The organism is Herminiimonas sp. NPDC097707, from assembly GCF_044761395.1.
GTDB lineage: Bacteria > Pseudomonadota > Gammaproteobacteria > Burkholderiales > Burkholderiaceae_D > Oxalicibacterium.
Window position 1 is genome coordinate 362,993 of the sequence record NZ_JBIWCI010000001.1, and the last position, 17,126, is coordinate 380,118.

At 54.6% G+C, this 17,126-nt stretch carries 16 protein-coding genes and 1 riboswitch; of the genes, 13 read left to right on the forward strand and 3 right to left on the reverse strand.

Annotation, left to right across the window (positions count from 1 at the left end; genetic code table 11):
• Nucleotides 1-145 precede the first annotated feature (145 nt).
• The 3 genes from ACIQW9_RS01705 (at nt 146) to ntrC (ending at nt 3,365) form a co-directional block, all read left to right on the forward strand.
• A complete protein-coding gene (locus tag ACIQW9_RS01705; RefSeq protein WP_402332163.1) occupies nt 146-619 on the forward strand; it encodes a DUF4124 domain-containing protein in 474 nt (157 codons plus the stop codon).
• Nucleotides 620-694: 75 nt separating this feature from the next.
• On the forward strand, nt 695-1,768 hold the full coding sequence (glnL, locus tag ACIQW9_RS01710; protein ID WP_402332166.1) for a nitrogen regulation protein NR(II): 1,074 nt from the start codon (nt 695-697) through the stop codon (nt 1,766-1,768).
• A 67-nt stretch (nt 1,769-1,835) separates the two neighbouring features.
• Nucleotides 1,836-3,365, forward strand: a complete 1,530-nt coding sequence (gene ntrC, locus ACIQW9_RS01715) for a nitrogen regulation protein NR(I) (protein ID WP_402332169.1) — start codon at nt 1,836-1,838, stop codon at nt 3,363-3,365.
• A gap of 114 nt (nt 3,366-3,479) precedes the next feature.
• Here ntrC and ACIQW9_RS01720 read toward each other — a convergent pair whose 3' ends face one another.
• Nucleotides 3,480-5,282, reverse strand: a complete 1,803-nt coding sequence (locus ACIQW9_RS01720; protein ID WP_402332171.1) for a chemotaxis protein CheA — start codon at nt 5,280-5,282, stop codon at nt 3,480-3,482.
• Nucleotides 5,282-6,043, reverse strand: a complete 762-nt coding sequence (locus ACIQW9_RS01725; RefSeq protein ID WP_402337810.1) for a protein phosphatase CheZ — start codon at nt 6,041-6,043, stop codon at nt 5,282-5,284. Before ACIQW9_RS01725 ends, ACIQW9_RS01720 begins: the two co-directional genes overlap by 1 nt.
• A 541-nt stretch (nt 6,044-6,584) precedes the next feature.
• Between ACIQW9_RS01725 and cobT the strand changes: the two genes are divergently transcribed.
• From cobT to ACIQW9_RS01740, 3 genes are read left to right on the forward strand one after another with little or no spacing between them, the layout of a single operon-like run.
• Nucleotides 6,585-7,634 (forward strand): nicotinate-nucleotide--dimethylbenzimidazole phosphoribosyltransferase, encoded by a 1,050-nt coding sequence (cobT, locus tag ACIQW9_RS01730; protein WP_402332174.1) that lies wholly within the window; start codon nt 6,585-6,587, stop codon nt 7,632-7,634.
• Nucleotides 7,635-8,459 (forward strand): adenosylcobinamide-GDP ribazoletransferase, encoded by an 825-nt coding sequence (locus tag ACIQW9_RS01735; RefSeq protein ID WP_402332177.1) that lies wholly within the window; start codon nt 7,635-7,637, stop codon nt 8,457-8,459.
• Nucleotides 8,460-8,496: 37 nt separating this feature from the next.
• On the forward strand, nt 8,497-9,051 hold the full coding sequence (locus ACIQW9_RS01740; protein WP_402332179.1) for a histidine phosphatase family protein: 555 nt from the start codon (nt 8,497-8,499) through the stop codon (nt 9,049-9,051).
• A gap of 17 nt (nt 9,052-9,068) precedes the next feature.
• On the opposite strand, the gene ACIQW9_RS01745 is transcribed toward ACIQW9_RS01740, so the two are convergent.
• Nucleotides 9,069-9,881, reverse strand: coding sequence for a hypothetical protein (locus ACIQW9_RS01745; RefSeq protein WP_402332182.1), 813 nt, complete (start codon nt 9,879-9,881; stop codon nt 9,069-9,071).
• 73 nt (nt 9,882-9,954) lie between these two features.
• Nucleotides 9,955-10,174: riboswitch (cobalamin riboswitch) on the forward strand.
• A gap of 133 nt (nt 10,175-10,307) precedes the next feature.
• Here ACIQW9_RS01745 and ACIQW9_RS01750 point away from each other — a divergent pair.
• The 7 genes from ACIQW9_RS01750 to ACIQW9_RS01780 all read left to right on the forward strand — a co-directional run bounded on the left by ACIQW9_RS01750 (nt 10,308) and on the right by ACIQW9_RS01780 (nt 17,078).
• Nucleotides 10,308-12,314 (forward strand): TonB-dependent receptor, encoded by a 2,007-nt coding sequence (locus tag ACIQW9_RS01750; RefSeq protein ID WP_402332184.1) that lies wholly within the window; start codon nt 10,308-10,310, stop codon nt 12,312-12,314.
• A 181-nt stretch (nt 12,315-12,495) separates the two neighbouring features.
• Nucleotides 12,496-13,476 (forward strand): FecCD family ABC transporter permease, encoded by a 981-nt coding sequence (locus tag ACIQW9_RS01755; RefSeq protein ID WP_402332187.1) that lies wholly within the window; start codon nt 12,496-12,498, stop codon nt 13,474-13,476.
• Nucleotides 13,477-13,489: 13 nt separating this feature from the next.
• A complete protein-coding gene (locus ACIQW9_RS01760; protein WP_402332190.1) occupies nt 13,490-14,263 on the forward strand; it encodes an ABC transporter ATP-binding protein in 774 nt (257 codons plus the stop codon).
• A 48-nt stretch (nt 14,264-14,311) separates the two neighbouring features.
• Nucleotides 14,312-14,860, forward strand: a complete 549-nt coding sequence (cobU, locus tag ACIQW9_RS01765) for a bifunctional adenosylcobinamide kinase/adenosylcobinamide-phosphate guanylyltransferase (RefSeq protein WP_402332193.1) — start codon at nt 14,312-14,314, stop codon at nt 14,858-14,860.
• 69 nt (nt 14,861-14,929) lie between these two features.
• Nucleotides 14,930-15,814: a cobalamin-binding protein gene (locus ACIQW9_RS01770; protein WP_402332196.1), complete on the forward strand. Its 885-nt coding sequence runs from the start codon at nt 14,930-14,932 to the stop codon at nt 15,812-15,814.
• 131 nt (nt 15,815-15,945) lie between these two features.
• Nucleotides 15,946-16,560: a ParA family protein gene (locus tag ACIQW9_RS01775; RefSeq protein ID WP_402332199.1), complete on the forward strand. Its 615-nt coding sequence runs from the start codon at nt 15,946-15,948 to the stop codon at nt 16,558-16,560.
• Nucleotides 16,557-17,078, forward strand: a complete 522-nt coding sequence (locus ACIQW9_RS01780; protein ID WP_402332201.1) for a DinB family protein — start codon at nt 16,557-16,559, stop codon at nt 17,076-17,078. Before ACIQW9_RS01775 ends, ACIQW9_RS01780 begins: the two co-directional genes overlap by 4 nt.
• Nucleotides 17,079-17,126: the final 48 nt, after the last annotated feature.

Sequence of the window (17,126 nt, forward strand, 5' to 3'; positions counted from 1 at the left end):
AAGAGCGCAGGCTTTTTCCGCTTTTTTATTGTCCGGTTTAAGTGATTTGTTGCGGCCACGCATTAAACTGGCGATCTATGTTTGTCAGGTTTTGTTTCTTGTCCTAAACTAGGACCCTGATTTTACAGTTTCAAAAAGAAAGTTTATGAAACGTCAACTTGCTATTTTTCTGCTCTCTGTCATCGTGCTCCCGGTTTATGCACAGGGTGAGGTATACCTGTGCGTTGATAGCAACGGCAATCGTGAATACAAGAATACCGGCTCTGTCACACGCTGCAAGAAAGTCGATTTGCCTGGCGTATCAACGGTTCCCGCCACGCCTAAAAAGCCGGTAGCCCAAACCGCATCCGCCAAGCCGGCGGATTTTCCGCGTGTAGACAACACTGTCCAGAAAGCGCGCGATAGCGATCGCAAGCAGATTCTGCAGGATGAAATGAGAACCGAAGAACAAAAACTGGCCGAGATCCACCGTGAATACAATAACGGTGAACCGGAGCGTCGCGGCGACGAACGCAATTATGCAAAGTATCAGGAACGCACGGCTGCGCTGAAAGATGATCTTGCACGCACGGAAAAAAACGTCGAGGCATTGAAGCGCGAGCTCGGTAATCTGAAATAGTTGCGCCGAAATAACATCGGTACGATGTTTGCTTGAGTCAGGCCGCATTATGCGGCTTTTCTTTTTTGGATTCCTGTGAAAAAACCTTCAATCTCTTTCGGCGGCCTTGATCTGCTGGCCTCGGCCGTGCTGGTGCTGCGCGTCGACGGTCATATCGCCTATGCCAATCCGGCCGCAGAAAATCTGCTGGAAAATTCAAGCAAGGTTCTGGCGACGCACCGGCTCAATGAACTCTTTCTCAATGCGCATGAACTGGACGTGGTATTTCAGCAGGCAGTAGAACATCAGTTCGCCGACCAGCGCCAGGACTTGACGCTGGAGCGTATGGGACGCGAGCCGCTGCAGGTGCACATGGTCGTGACTGCGCTGGACAATCCGGACTTGCCGGTGCTGATTGAATTGCGCGAGAACGTCCAGCAATTGAAACTGGATCGCGAAGAGCGCCTGATTGATCAAAGCCAGGCCAACAAGGAGTTGATCCGCAATCTGGCGCATGAGATCAAGAATCCTCTGGGCGGTATACGTGGCGCTGCACAATTGCTCGAACTTGAGTTGCCCGAGCGCCATGTGAAAGAATTGCGCGAATATACGCAAGTCATCATCAAGGAAGCGGATCGCCTGCAAACGCTGGTGGATCGCCTGCTGGCGCCGCATCGCAGTCCGCATATCGTAGGTGATGTGAATATTCACGAAGTATGCGAACGCGTGCGCAGCCTGATCGTGGCCGAATTCCCGAGCGGATTGAAGATAAGGCGTGATTACGATTTGTCGGTTCCCGAGTTTCGCGGTGACAAGGAGCAGCTGATACAGGCGGTATTGAACATTACCCACAATGCTGCGCAAGCCCTTGCTTCCCGCATAAAAACCGGCGATGCAGAGATTACCTTGCGCACGCGTATTGCGCGTCAGGTGACGCTGGCCAAGGTACGCTACCGGCTGGCATTAGACTTGCATATCATCGACAACGGTCCGGGCATTCCGCCTGACATCCAGGATCGCATCTTCTATCCCTTGGTATCGGGACGGGATGGCGGTAGTGGATTGGGACTGACGCTGGCGCAGACATTTGTGCAGCAACACATGGGCTTGATCGAATGCGAGAGCCGCCCTGGATGTACGGATTTCAGAATTCTGATTCCATTGCCGTGACAGAATCCGGGGCAGTCACCGCAATGCATCACTCACTTTGCAATACGAACGCGGACGCTGAAACTATATGAAACCAATCTGGATTGTTGACGACGACGAGTCGATTCGCTGGGTACTTGAAAAAGCACTGGCGCGGGAAAACCTTGCAACGCAAAGTTTTTCCAATGCGCGCGATGCGATGGAGGCCTTGAAAACCGGTGCTCCGCAAGTGCTGGTGTCGGACATACGCATGCCTGGCGAAACTGGTCTTGAATTGCTGCAGGCAGTCAAAGCCAAGCATCCCGGTTTGCCGGTCATTATCATCACTGCTTTTTCCGATCTGGATTCTGCGGTCGCGGCGTTTCAAGGCGGTGCATTTGAATATCTGGCCAAGCCTTTCGACATTGACAAGGCGGTTGAACTGATACGCCGTGCGCTGGAAGAAAGCCTGCGCGAAACCAGCATTGAACAGGTGTCGGCAGAAACGCCGGAAATTCTCGGTCAGGCGCCGGCGATGCAGGATGTATTTCGCGCCATCGGTCGTTTGTCGCAATCGAATGTGACGGTGCTGATTACCGGCGAATCCGGTTCCGGCAAGGAGCTGGTCGCGCGCGCCTTGCATAAACACAGCCCTCGCGCATCGCAACCCTTCATCGCCTTGAATACGGCAGCGATACCGAAAGATTTGCTGGAATCCGAGCTGTTCGGTCACGAGCGCGGCGCCTTCACCGGCGCGCAAGCTTCGCGTCGTGGTCGTTTTGAACAGGCGGACGGCGGCACTTTATTTCTCGATGAAATCGGCGACATGCCTTTCGATTTGCAAACGCGTCTGTTGCGGGTGCTGTCGGACGGACATTTCTATCGCGTCGGCGGTCATCAGCCGCTGAAAGCGAATGTACGCGTGATTGCAGCGACGCATCAGAATCTGGAACATCGCGTACGCGAAGGTTTGTTCCGCGAAGATTTGTATCATCGCCTCAATGTGATTCGTTTGCGCCTGCCGAGCTTGCGTGAACGGCGCGAAGATATTCCTATCCTGACGCGTCATTTCCTGACTCAGAGCGCGAAGCAGCTGGGCGTCGAAGTCAAACGCATGTCGGACGACGCGATGCAATTTTTGACCAACCTCGACTTGCCGGGCAACGTGCGCCAACTGGAAAATCTGTGCAACTGGATTACAGTGATGGCGCCGGGACAAACTGTGGAAGCCAAGGATTTGCCGCATGAGCTGACTGAAGGGCAAGCCTTTGCTTCATTCGGACAAACGAATACCGGCGCACTCAATGGCGCGAGCTATGCGACGCCGGAAAGCGATGCGCCTGCGTTGGGCGGCATGTCACAGGCGAGCTCCTTTCCGCATGTCGGTGCGGGGAGTGTTTCATCGGAGCCTTCCAACTGGATTGCCTTGCTGGAAATAGAAGCGGCTTCATTGCTGGCAGCAGGAAAGCCGGAAGTGATGGATGCGCTGGGTCGTCAGTTCGAGTCGACGCTGATCAAGATGGCCTTGAAACATACGCATGGCCGCAAGAATGATGCGGCAGTGCGTTTGGGGATAGGGCGCAACACGATTACGCGCAAGATTCATGAGCTGGGCATCGATGGCGCAAAAGACGATTAACGATACGTACATCGACCTCTACCGGCATGCAATAAAAAACACCCTGAATAATCAGGGTGTTTTTTATTGTGCAACTCGCTCATCCTGGCGCGATGATCGCGCGCAGATGAAGGTTTACGCCGCTATTTTTGCTGTCTGGCGCGCGCCTTCCAGCAAGAATGACAAGCCGACTACCAGTACCAGTTCACCTTCCGCCGAACGCGCAGTACCGGCGATGCCGGGCACCGTAATCGCCGTCATTGGCTTGATCACCAGATCGGCGGTGCCTTCGACTGCGCCTACCGACAGAATGTACGGTTGCGGTGCAGAGATGACGATGCCGACTTTTTCCATCCCGAGTTCATAGCCCAAGGAACCGGCCAGCGAACGTACCGGCAACGGACGTCCCTGGTCGCGCAGTACCGGTGCGCCGCCCACGTGCTCAAATTCTTCAGGCAGTTCCACCACGCGTTGCACGACCGCCATCGGCAGCGCCAATGCAGCATCGGAACTGCGCACCAGCATGGTCGGCACGATCGACAATTCAATCGGCAGGCGTATCGAGAAGCGGGTGCCGACGCCGAGTGTGGAATCGATGCTGATTGCACCGCGATGTTTTTCCACTGCGGTTTTTACCACGTCCATGCCGACGCCGCGCCCGGAGACGCTGTTGGCCACTTCCTTGGTGGAAAAGCCCGGCAGGAATACCAGTTGCAGCATTTCTTCCTGCGTTTGCGCTGCCGTGTCGGCAATCAATCCTTTGGAAATCGCCTTGGCCCGCAATTGTTCGCCATTCATGCCTTTGCCATCATCGGAAATCTCGATCATGACGCTGCTGGCTTCCTGCCATGCCTTCAGCAAAATCACCGATTTGGTCGATTTGCCGTTAGCGGTACGCGTGGCATTGTCTTCGATGCCGTGATCGAGTGAATTGCGCAGCATGTGCACCAATGGATCGTACAGGCTGTCGACGACCACGCGATCGACTTCGGTTTCAGCGCCTTCGATTTGCAGGTCTACATCCTTGCCGAGATCCTTCGCCAGCTCGCGCACCAGGCGCGGGAATTTCTGGAACAGTTTGCCGACCGGTTGCATCCGGGTGGATAGCGTAGCGCGTTGCAATTCTGTGGAATAGCGCGAGGCACGGTTCAGCGTTTCTGCCAATGCGGCCATCAGTGTGGCGGCCTGTCCTTCAACCGGGAACTGCGCCAGTTTTTCCAGCAGCACGCTAGCCTGATTGGCCGCTTGTACCGATTCGCCGGCGACTTCCAGCAAGGCGTCGAGCTTGACCGCATCGACGCGTATGCTTTCTTCCTTGATGCTGGCGACAGCAGCTTTGTCGCCACCACCACTGCTGCGTCTGTCGATGCCATCCCAGCCGCCTTTGGCTGGTGCGGCAGGAGTAGCGCTGGCAGCAACTGCAGCAACAGGTGTCGGCAGCGCAGTGCCGGCCGGGACCACGGCTTGATACAGCGCATTCCAGTCCGGGCCATCTGTGTCGATTGCCGTTGCAGCAACTGCGGCCGTCGGTGCTGTTGTTGCAGGCGCGGCATCGTTGCCGCTGATCGCGCTGTTCAGTATTTCTTCCAGCGCATCAGGCATGGCCGACAGGCTTTCCGGTGCTGCGCCGTTGGCCAGTTCGGTCAATTGATCGGCGACAAAACCGCTGGCTTGCAATGCTGCCTCGATGGCAATCGGTGTGACCGGTACCTGACCGGTGCGCAATGCATCGAACAGATTTTCTGTCAGATGGCAGGCCGATACCATGGCCGGCAGGTTCATGAAACCTGCGCCGCCCTTGATCGTGTGGAAGGAACGGAAAACGGCATTGAGTGTGTTGAGGTCGCCGGGGTTGCGCTCAAGGCTGAGCAAATGCTCTTCTACGTTGGTCGCCAGTTCCAGCGCCTCGACAACGAAATCTTTGAGCATGTCGTCCATCAGAACCCCAGATCGGCAAGAAGGCCGTCGACGTCATCTTGCACCATGGCGATAGCCGGTGCAGACGGGCCGTTCATCAATTGGACAGGTGTATCGGCAGGTTTGGCTTCTGCGCGGGCGGCCTTGATTTCGGGCGGTGCATTATCGCGCAGCAGTTGCGCCAGTTCGCTTTCGGCCTTGTGCGTGATCGTAACGATTTTCTTAATGAGCTGACCTGTGATGTCCTGGAAATCCTGCGCCATCATGATTTCGAGCAGGCGGGCTTTTTCGGCTTCCGTTACTTCCACTACCTTGTTCGAGAACTGGCGCGAGTCGCTGGCCAGCTTCTTGAATTCATCGATGCTGAGTTTGCCGTCGAATAACTGGGCCCAGCGCGTATCCATTTCTCTCGCGGTTTTGGATAAGGCATCCTGTTCCGGCATGCCAATATCGATGGCATTCAACACTTTGTTGGCAGCTTGTTCGGTCAGTGTGGCGACGTATTCGAGACGGCCTTGTGCGTCGGTGATCTCCGAGGCGACATCCGACAGGGAGCGGTCGTAACCGAGTTCGCGCAAGGAATCGTGCAGTAGGCGAACGATGCCGCCCAGACGTTCAAACATCGGTTTTTCGGACAGGTCTTCGTCAGGCTCCGCCGCAGGGGCGCGCACTGCCTGTGCCGGCGGGGCGGTAGCAGCGGGTGCAGCTGTTGCTACCGTTTCCGCGCGCTGGGCGGAAATTTCTTCAAACAATGCATCAAAATCATCTACGTCGCCGCTCATCAAATTTTTCTCCGTATCGTTATCCATGTGTGCTTCACCTTGCTGCGCGGCCCTGCTTTTCGGGAGGGCGCAAAGAGCGCAAGACTGCCGGATGCGGCACTGCAAACGGTGCTGCTCCAGACATTCAGCTATGGATAGGAACAGGCGTTTTGCCTGTTAACATGGAGCAATAATACCCAGATTTACAGAGGGCGCATAGCTATTCCACGCAAGTTGGCGATGCAGCGCAACAATTGCAAAATTTGGTTAAAAGATGAGCTGATTTCAGGCTGCGCCAGGCTTCTTCATGCGTGTCGAAGTTGGGAGGAAAGCTGTTTTTTAGGTAACAAAAAACATCGCCGGCACGCAGGTCTTGTTGTAACCCCCCTGTTTGACGCACCAGATGCGTACGCCTACACTGCAGCTACTTTTTATTTGCGCCGGCGTTTTCGATGTCATCGAAAAAAATACTGCTGCTCACCTGTGTTGTGGTGACGGCGCAGATGTTGTCAACCTGTCAGTTCAATTCCAAGGATCGTGTACCTGTACGGACACGGCAAGCATGCCATCTTCTTTTCTCGTTCCTGTCATTTCCTCTACGCATGACGCTGCATTAAGTGCAGCGCTGACTACCGCCATCAACAATAAAACCAAACCGACAGGGAGTCTCGGCATGCTGGAAACGCTGGCCAGGCAGATCGGCCTGATCCAGCAGACTGTGCAGCCGAACATCGTTGCGCCAACCCTGATCGTTTGCGCCGGTGATCATGGCGTAGTGGCGGAAAATATTTCTGCATATCCGCAAAGCGTGACCTGGCAAATGGTGGAGAATTTTCTTGCCGGCGGTGCGGCGATCAATGTTTTTGCACGGCAGAATCATTGCGCGCTGTATATCGTCGATGCCGGCGTCAATCACGATTTTGGCATGCGCGAGGGTTTGCTTGATCGCAAGGTCGCCTACGGTACGCGTAACTTCGCACAGGAAGCAGCGATGAGTGCAGAGCAGTGCGCGCAGGCCATGCAATACGGCGCCGAACTGCTTGCCGGTGTGAAAGGGAATGTGGTGGGTTTCGGCGAAATGGGAATAGGCAATACCACTGCTGCCGCCGCCATCATGCATGTGATGACGCAATTGCCGGTGGCGGAATGCGTAGGCGCCGGCACGGGCCTGGCGCCGGAAGGTGTGTTGCACAAGCAGAGAGTGATAGAGGCTGCCGTGACGCATCATGCTGCCGAAAATACGGAGCCGCTGGAAGTGCTGGCGACTTTCGGCGGTTTTGAAATCGCCATGATCGCGGGTGCAATGCTGGCTGCGGCCGAGCGCCGCATGATATTGCTGATCGACGGTTTTATTGTCACCAGCGCTTTGCTGGTGGCGGCGCGGCTGCAGCCGGCCATCCTCGATTATTGCGTGTTTGCGCATTGTTCGGATGAGCAGGGACATAGGCAAATGCTGGCATATCTGCATGTACAACCCATCCTGCAGATGGGTTTGCGTCTGGGGGAGGGAACGGGCAGCGTACTGGCTTTGCCGCTGTTGCATGCTTCAGTTAATTTCCTGCGTGAAATGGCGACCTTCGATTCCGCTGCTGTCAGTAACAAGGGTGCATAAATGATGGAGCCGATGGAAGTCGATCATCCCGTTCATACCAGTCTGCGTGCGCGTTGCCTGCATCAGTTGCGGCTGTTCTTTGTTGCCCTGCAATTTTTTACGCGTATACCGATTCCGCGCTGGGTCGGTTTCGACGAGCGCTGGCTGCAACATGCTTCGCGTTATTTTCCAGCCGTGGGCATCGTGGTGGCACTGGTGTGCGCACTGGTGTATATCCTTGCAACCCTGTTCTGGAATCAATCGGTTGCCGTTCTGCTATCAATGAGTGCAGGTATTTATCTGACCGGAGCTTTTCACGAAGATGGCTTTGCCGATACCTGTGACGGTTTTGGCGGCGGCATGACGGAAGAGCGCGTCCTCGAGATCATGAAGGATTCGCGCATTGGTGCCTATGGCACCATCGGGATCGGCATGATGCTGGCGCTGAAGTGGGTAGTGCTTTCCAGCCTGCCTGCACCGGCAGTGGTGGCGGCATTGCTGATCGTGCATCCGTTTTCGCGGCTGGCAGCAATCAGCCTGGTGTGGCGCATGAATTATGTAAAGGCGAACGGCAAGGCGAAACCAATCGGGCAGGAGATGTCTAATGGAGAGTTTTGCATCGCCGGTGCGACAGCCTTGTTGCCCATGGTGGTGCTCAGCCTGACAAGATGGATGTCCTGGGAAGCGATAGCCGCCGGTATATTGCTGGCGGCTATTGTTTCTTTATGGCTGGCACGCATGTTTCAACACCGTATCGGCGGCTATACCGGCGATTGTCTGGGTGCGGTCCAGCAAGCCGCCGAAGTCGCTTGCTATCTTGGCATACTGGCCGCACTTGCTTATTGAACTTTGCTTACGGATCTTTGCTAAATAGATTATCGCCATGCACCTTTATCTCGTTCGCCATCCCCGTCCCATCGTCGCTGCCAATACCTGCTATGGCCGCGCCGATCTGGCCGTGGCGGCGGAAGAGTTGGCGGCAGCGCGCGCTTCGCTGCTGCCGGTATTGCCGAAAAATGCCTTGTTGTTCTCCAGCCCCTTGCGCCGCTGCAGCGAATTGACGGAGAGCCTGGCGCAAACGCTGGGATACCCGACGCCGACCTACGACGAGCGTCTGGCGGAAATGCATTTTGGCGATTGGGAAATGCGTGCCTGGGACGATATTCCGCGCGCGGCGGTCAATGCATGGGCCAAGGATATGGTGGGCTATCAGCCGGGCGGCGGAGAAAGCGTGCTGCAGGTTGCGCAAAGGGTGCGCGCATTTCGCGATGAGCTGACGACACTGAATGTCGAACATGCAATCGTCATCTGTCATGCTGGGACCATACGCCTGCTGGCGGCCTGCGAACACGGTCTGTCGATTCCGGAAATGGCGCTCTACGCGGCGCAGAAGCCGCACAAGATTCGTTACGGTGAATTGCTGGTGGTGGATTGCTAGGCGCATCAGCCTGATGCTTAGCGACGCTTGTTCAATTCCTTGACTGCCAGATGCAATACCTGTGCCGCCGCCTGTGCCGACACGACATCTCTGCCCCACGGCTTGCGCTGTTTCGGCAGCATGCGCAGCCAGCCGAAAGTGCGCGCCGCCCGCATGACTTCCTCTTGAACATCGCTGCCATCCTGCTGCAGATAACGCAAAAAATGCTGCGCGATTTCTTGTGCGTCGATGTTCAGGATGTAGGCAGTCGAGTGCAAATACAATAACCAGTCGCGTGCCTGCGCTGATGCCATCGGCATCACACTGCTGGGATTGTCTTCAAAATCGATGAAGCTGACCTTGCCTTCATGCCAGATCATATTGCGTGCAAAGCACTGGCTGGCAGTCTGGCACAGGCGGTGTAATTCCAGAATCGCCTGCAAACCGGATTCCCAGTAATACAGTCCTTGTTCCGGCTGCTGCCGCAGCAATTGATCGATGGAAGTCGCACCCAGAAAAGAAATGGCAAACCAGTGCGGCGTGACATGCAGGACTTCGGGCACCGAAACGCCGGCCGCTGCAAGTGCGCGCAGGCGCGCGATTTCAATCGACTGCGCGGCACTGCTGCCGGGAGCCGGCACCGCGCGCAGCATAGGCTGGCGCAAGAGGCTGGCGAGCGTATTCAGCACCGGATAACCCCAATGCTTGAGCGGCGCTTCCAGTCGCTTGACGATGACGGGCGTTCCGTCAACATCCACTAATTGCGTGCGATCCGGTGTGCGAGCCAATTGCTCAGTGATGATTGCTAATTGTTCGGGAGTAAACATGCGATGGTCGGACAGGGCGGGCAAGGCTGGATTATAGACCAGCCTCGTTCGAGCTTGCCACTGAAACAGCAGAAGTTGCCGCTGGATCGCATGCGCCGTACAATGGCGCAGTTTTGGTGCTCGCGGACATGTCCATGTCTGCAGTTAAACGGGAAACGCCAAGCCGCAAGGCCAGGGTGTGCTGCCCCCGCAACGGTAAAACAAGCGTCACGGTATTGCGTGACTAATCGTCTTTCTACACCACTGTGCAATTTGCATGGGAAGGTGAGACGGTTTGCTTGTCAGCCCGGATACCGGCCGGAACAGGTGAAAGCAATGCGCACGGGAAGGTCGCAAGCATGTGTCTGCACTACCCATGACGCCTGACTGTTCAGATTTTTCTCATGCCATCTTTCGTTGAATTCGACCCGCGGGGAAGCAGGTCGAGTGCTCATTATCGAAAAATAAATCATGAAATCCGCATCATCAAATCGCAGCAACGCTGCATGGAAGCCGTTCGCGCTGGCATCGGTACTCGCTACGCTAAGTATTCCGGCACTTTCCCAAGTGACTGAACAAAAACTTGAGATGGTTACAGTCTCCTCCTCACGTTTCGAAAGTGCCGAGGCACCGATCGGCTCGACCATTATTACTGCGGAACAAATCCGTGAGTCTGGCTCCAGCAGCATCAATGAAGCGATACGAAAAATAGGCGGCGTTTTCGGACGTCAAAATTTGAGCGGCACAAGCGATTCTTCGCTGGATTTGCGTGGATTTGGTACCAACAGCGATCAAAACGTTGCGGTTTTTGTAGACGGGATCCGAATTTCGGAAAACGAATTGACCACGGCAATGATGTCGATCATTCCGATTGAATCAGTCGAGCGCATTGAGATCGTGCGTGGTGGTAGTAGTGTTTTGTATGGTGAAGGTGCGACCGGCGGGACGATTCAGATCATCACTAAACGTAGTGGAGCGAACACGACACATGGCTCAATCGTTACCGAAGTGGGCAATTTAGGCTATCAGGAGTTACGCGCTTCGCTGGCGAAGGGCTGGGATAATTTTTCCATTAATGCCAACCTGGGAGCCTTGCGGACCGATAACTATCGGGATAACAACGATTTGAAGCAGGAGAATTTTAGCGGAGGCATGCAATGGGCGTCCAAAGAAGGCCGATTCGGCGCACGCGTCGATGTTGTACGGCAGGACTCACGTTTTGCCGGAGGATTAACGCCGGAGCAGTACCAGCAAAATCCGCGTCAAACAGTTACGCCATTCGATTTCGGCTCGATTGATTCCGAGCGCTACACCTTGTTTGGCGAACGTAATCTTGGAGATGTTCAGATTGCCGCAGAGTTATCGCATAAGAACAAAAAAGGGGATTCGCTTTACGCTGATGATTTTGGTGGTAAATCGTTTGGCAATTTCAACAGTGAAGTGACGCAATTTTCTCCGCGTGTTAAATACGTAAGCAATTCGAGTGCTGTAAAAAATGAACTGGTGGTTGGAATGGATTTCTCGGATTCCAGTCGTAGTCTGGATAGTGTGTACAAATCTACCTTCCCGGATTTTTTATCAGGCTCCAACACATCTCAACAGTCAGCAGCAATTTACGTGCGTGATGAAATTCGATTTGGCAAGGCACGCATCGCGTTTGGCGCACGGCATGAAAAGTTCGATCAGGGTTTCGAGAATAAGTTTGACGCTACCAAAAATTACGACACATCGTTTTCCTTGAATGCATGGGATTTACAAGGGTCTTATGCAATTACACCATTGGTAAATATGTTTGCCAAGGCTGGTAGGAGTTATCGCGTCGCGAATGTAGATGAAAATTCCTACTCGCTGAATAATGAGCGCCTGAAGCCACAACGTTCCAATGATATGGAATTGGGTGCTTCCATAGGCGATGATGCTCGCAAGATTACGGCCAAAATATTTCGCCACAACTTAAGCGACGAAATATTTTTCAATCCGAATTTCCCTGGGCCGTTTGGCATGGGTGTCAACGTTAATCTGGATAAAACAAAACGTCAGGGCATTGAATTGGAAGCAGGCAGCCGCTTGTCAGACTCATTGAGGTTGTCAGCGATCGTGCAGCACGTCTCGGCCGAATTCAGATCCGGGCCGAACGATGGCAAGGAACTGGTTCTGGTACCAAAGAACATCGCGACATTGCGTTTAAGCTGGCTGCCGGGAAATGGGCAATCGGCTGACGTGGGTGTGCAGTGGGTTGATTCGCAACGTTATGGCAGCGATTTCAACAATACATGTGGTGCAAGCATTCCGTCTTATACGACGCTTGATGGACGTTATGCGATACGGGTCGGTGCGTGGGAATTTGCACTAGTCGGTGCCAACTTGACTGACAAAAATTATTATGGCCAGGCATTTGGTGATTTTAATAGCTGTAAAAACGGTATTTATCCAAATACTGGTCGGGCAATGAAATTTACTGTCCGCAAGGATTTTTGATTTGAGTTAACTGAGTACAAGCTGTAATTTGCTGGATCATTGCGCATGCATGTCACGACTCTCCACTGACATTGCATGCGCTCATTTTATGAAGCACCCCATTTTCTCCCACATGCATATGTCTGCACCTGGCGGCATTTTAATTTCTGCAAGACATGGCCGTACGCGTACATGGATCACCATGTCGACGCTGAGCGCTGTCGCCTTGTTGAGCCTGCTGCTTGCCTGCATGGTGGGATCAGTAACGTTCTCGTTACCGGAGTTGATCGCCGCTCTGGGTGAACTGGTACACGGAACAACATCGACGATGGCGGCAAGTTTGATCGAGCTGCGTCTGGATCGTGCACTGTCGGCCTTTGTCACTGGCGCCACATTGTCGCTGGCAGGCGTGATGATGCAGGCCTTGCTGCGCAATCCATTGGCAGACCCCTATGTGCTGGGCGTATCAAGCGGCGCTTCGGTAGGCGCGCTTGCCGCCATGCTGCTTTTCACTGCGACATGGATCATCGACGCTGCCGCATTCGGCGGTGCGCTAGTCATTTCGCTGATGTTGTACATGCTGGCGCGACGCGATCTGCGCGGCAGCGCCAATTCCGACAGCAATGCGCCGCTGCTATTGCTGACTGGCGTGATTCTCGCCTCCGGTTGTATTGCGCTGGTGACCTTGATGCTATCCATTGCGCCGGATACGCGTCTGCGCGGCATGGTGTTCTGGTTGATGGGCGATCTGTCGGGAACGCAATTTCGCTGGCTGCCCTGGATAGTGTTGGGCGGCGCATTGCTGTTTTCCACACGCGCTGCACGGACCATCAATGTGATTGCACTGCATGCGGAAGCGGCGATGACGCTGGGGATCAATGTCGCCAAATTCCGCATAGGTCTTTTTCTGTGTGCTGCATTACTGACTGCAAGTGCGGTCAGTAATGCGGGTAGCATAGGATTTATCGGTCTGATAGTGCCGCACGCATGCCGCTTCGTTCTTGGCCCCGATCATCGTCTGCTGTTGCCTGCCGCGACACTGGTAGGCGGTGCTTTTCTGGTGCTGGCCGATACGCTGGCGCGCAGCATCGTCGCACCGCAGCAGTTGCCGGTCGGGGTGATCACCGCAATGATAGGTGTACCGATATTTTTGGTGCAGTTGCATCAGTTGAGAAGACATTGATGAGAAGCCGTTGATGAAAACCATCAATCTCGAATTGCGCATTGCCGGCCGCCTGCTGGTAAAGGCATTGAACTGGGAAATTCTGCCCGGTGAGTGCTGGTGCGTCATCGGCCGCAACGGCGCTGGTAAAAGCACTGTGTTGCGTACGCTGGCCGGTGTGCGTGCAACGGATGGCGGACGTATTGAATTACAGGGTCGGGCAATGTCTGACTGGCCTTTGGCGGATCTGGCACGTGCACGAGCATTTTTGCCGCAGGCGCGTAGCGATGCATTCGGCTATCGCGTAATTGAAACGGTGCTGACGGCGCGCCATCCGTATCACGAATCGGCATATTGGGAATCCGATGCTGACTATGCACTTGCGCATGCTGCCTTGCAGCTGATGGATGTGGATGCGCTGGCAGATCGGGATGTGCGGACATTATCCGGCGGCGAGCGGCAACGGGTAGCGATTGCTGCCGTGTTGGCACAGGACACACCCTTGCTGATGTTGGACGAACCGACGAATGCGCTGGATCTGGCGCATCAGGCGAGCATGATGCATTTGCTGGGCAAGCTATGCCGTGAGCAAAATAAATCGGTGCTGATGGTGAGCCACGATCTGAATCTGGCGCATGGTGTGGCAACGCATGCGCTGCTATTGATGGGTGACGGTAACTGGCATGCCGGCAAGGTCGATGACGTCATGCAGGCACCGTTGTTGAGTGCATGTCTCGGTCATCCGATCGAGATTGTCAGGCATGGCAAGCGCGTCATTTATGTGGCTGCCGAGGATGAACATGGATGAGAACGAATTCTGCATATTCATGATGCTCATGAACGGAACAAGGCATCCATGACGCGTACGCTGATCATCGGTGGCGCACGCTCGGGTAAAAGTGCGCACGCAGAAGCACTGGCCATCGCATCCGGCAAACAGCTGGTCTACATTGCGACGGCCCAGGCGCAGGATGAGGAAATGAGCGTGCGCATTCGGCATCATCGCGAGCACCGTGATGAGCAGTGGCAAACGGTGGAAGAGCCGATTGCATTGGGTGCGGCGCTAGCCGGTCACAGCGGTCCGGATACGCTGGTGATGGTTGACTGTCTGACGGTATGGCTTTCCAATCTGCTTTTTTCTGAAGCAAAAGATTTCCCCGAAATCGGTCTGATCAATCCACCCGCATCTTTTCATCGCGAGCGTGCCTTGTTTCTGCAGGCACTGGAACAGGCAAAAGGCGATGTGATCCTGGTGTCGAACGAAGTCGGGCAGGGCATCGTGCCGCAAGGTGCGGTATCACGCTGGTTCGTCGATGAAGCAGGTCGCCTGAACCAGGCTGTGGCAGCTTGCTGCGAGCGCGCAATATTCATTGTCGCCGGCTTGCCGCTGACGCTGAAAGGTTGATCCCGCAATGCGGCAACAATGGCTGCAGCCATTGAACCTGAACTGTATGGACTATTTCACAGGAAGCAAATGAAATACTTTTTCGTGCTGGCGTGTTTGCTGCTGCCCTTGCATGCCAGCGCCACGATTATCGTGCAGGACGATGTGGGCAGAACGCTTGAGTTGAAACAGCCTGCGCAAAGGATAGTCTCGCTGGCACCGCATGCGACGGAGCTGCTCTTTGCTGCGGGCGGCGGAAATCGCATCGTTGGTGCGGTCGAATATAGCGATTATCCGGCGGCGGCATTGAAGATTCCACGGGTCGGCAATTACGAGCAAATTGATATTGAACGCATCATCGCGTTGAAACCGGATTTGCTGGTGGTCTGGCCGGAGGGAAATGCGCAACGTCAGCTGGAGCCTTTGCGTAAATCAGGCATTCCCTTCTACTACAGCGAACCGGTAAAACTGCGTGATATTCCGGATAGCATTGTGCGCCTCGGCACATTGATGGGCACCAGGGCGCAGGCTGAAAAAACGGCAGCGGCCCAGCGTACCCAACTGGCGGGTTTGAAAGCACGATACGGCCATCTTTCCCCGGTGCGGGTCTTTTATCAAGTATCAGATCAGCCTTTGTATACCCTCAGCGGCAAACACATCCTGAGCGATGTCATTCATTTGTGCGGCGGTATAAATGTGTTTGCAAAGATGAACGTTACAGCCCCGGCAGTAAGCGTGGAGTCGGTCTTACTGGAAAATCCGGAAGTGATCATGACGGGTGCCTCCAAGGAGGAACAATCCGGCAACTGGAAAGTATGGCCAGCCTATCAGAGCCTGCTGGCAGTAAAAAACCATAACCTGTTTTCCATCGATGAGGATTTGCTTAGTCGTGCCGGCCCACGCTTGATCGACGGGGCAGCTCTGGTATGCGAAAAACTCGAGCGCGCGCGCAGCCATCGTGCGCGTCAGCCCTGATCCCCTGCGACGTATTCCTGTCTTGATCTTGCAGATGGGCATGATATTCTTGTCCGAAATCAGCATGCAGAGGTGAGATACAGGCTGGTTTTCAAGGGAGTCGCCGAAAATAACGCAAAAAGGGGAGTTTCATGCCTGTCATCGTCATCGCCAATCCGAAAGGCGGCGTAGGGAAGAGTACGTTTGCCACCAATCTTGCCGGCTATTTTGCAGCGCAGGGACACAAAGTCATGCTGGGCGACGTCGATGCCCAGCAATCTTCGCGCTCGTGGCTGGCATTGCGTCCCGCCTCCTTGCCGGCGATCCAGGCCTGGGAAATTGAAGACGGCCACGTCGCCAAGCCGCCGAAAGGAACCACGCACATCGTGCTGGATACGCCCGCCGGTTTCAGCGGCAAGCGTTTCGAGAAAGTGATGCAGATTGCCGACAAGGTGATCGTCCCTTTGCAGCCGTCGATCTTCGATATTCTGGCGACGCAGGAATTTTTGCAAAAGCTGCAGCAAATCAAGGGAAAATTCGATCTTGGTGTGCTGGGCATGCGTGTCAACGGCCGTACGCGTGCAGCCGATCAGCTGGCGCAATATGTGAGCGGACTCGGCATTCCGATACTCGGTTTCCTGCGTGATACGCAAAACTACGTGCAGCTCGCGGCCAACGGCGCCACGCTGTGGGATGTCGCACCTTCGCGGGTAGAGCGAGATCTGGAGCAGTGGCAGGATATCCTGAAGTGGGCCGGAAGAAAGTGATTACACCCGAGTATGCGCAATTATTGGCGCGTTACAACCGATGGATGAATGAAAAAATATACGCCGCCAGCGAACAGTTGAATGATGACGAGCGCAAGGCCGATCGTGGCGCTTTTTTCAAATCGATACATTTCACGCTGAATCATCTGATGTGGGGCGATGCGATGTGGTTGGGGCGTTTTACCAAAGGCACGGCGCTGGAAAAAACAATGCCAACAACTCCCGTCAATGTTGATATTCATGCTGACTGGAGTGAATTGAAAGCGGCGCGTATTGCATTGGATAACGCAGTCATTGTATGGTCAGATCATCTTGAGGACAGCTGGCTGGCGCAGGATTTCAGCTGGTATAGCGGTTTGACCAAAACCACGCGCACCAAACCGGCATGGCTGTTGGTCGCGCATATGTTCAATCATCAGACACATCACCGTGGTCAGGTGATGACCTTGCTATCACAACAAAAAATTGATGTCGGCGTGACTGATCTGATGATGATGCCGAATGCGAATCCGATATAAAAATGGCGCGAATTATTCGCGCCATTTTTATTTGCAGCAGCTTGCCGG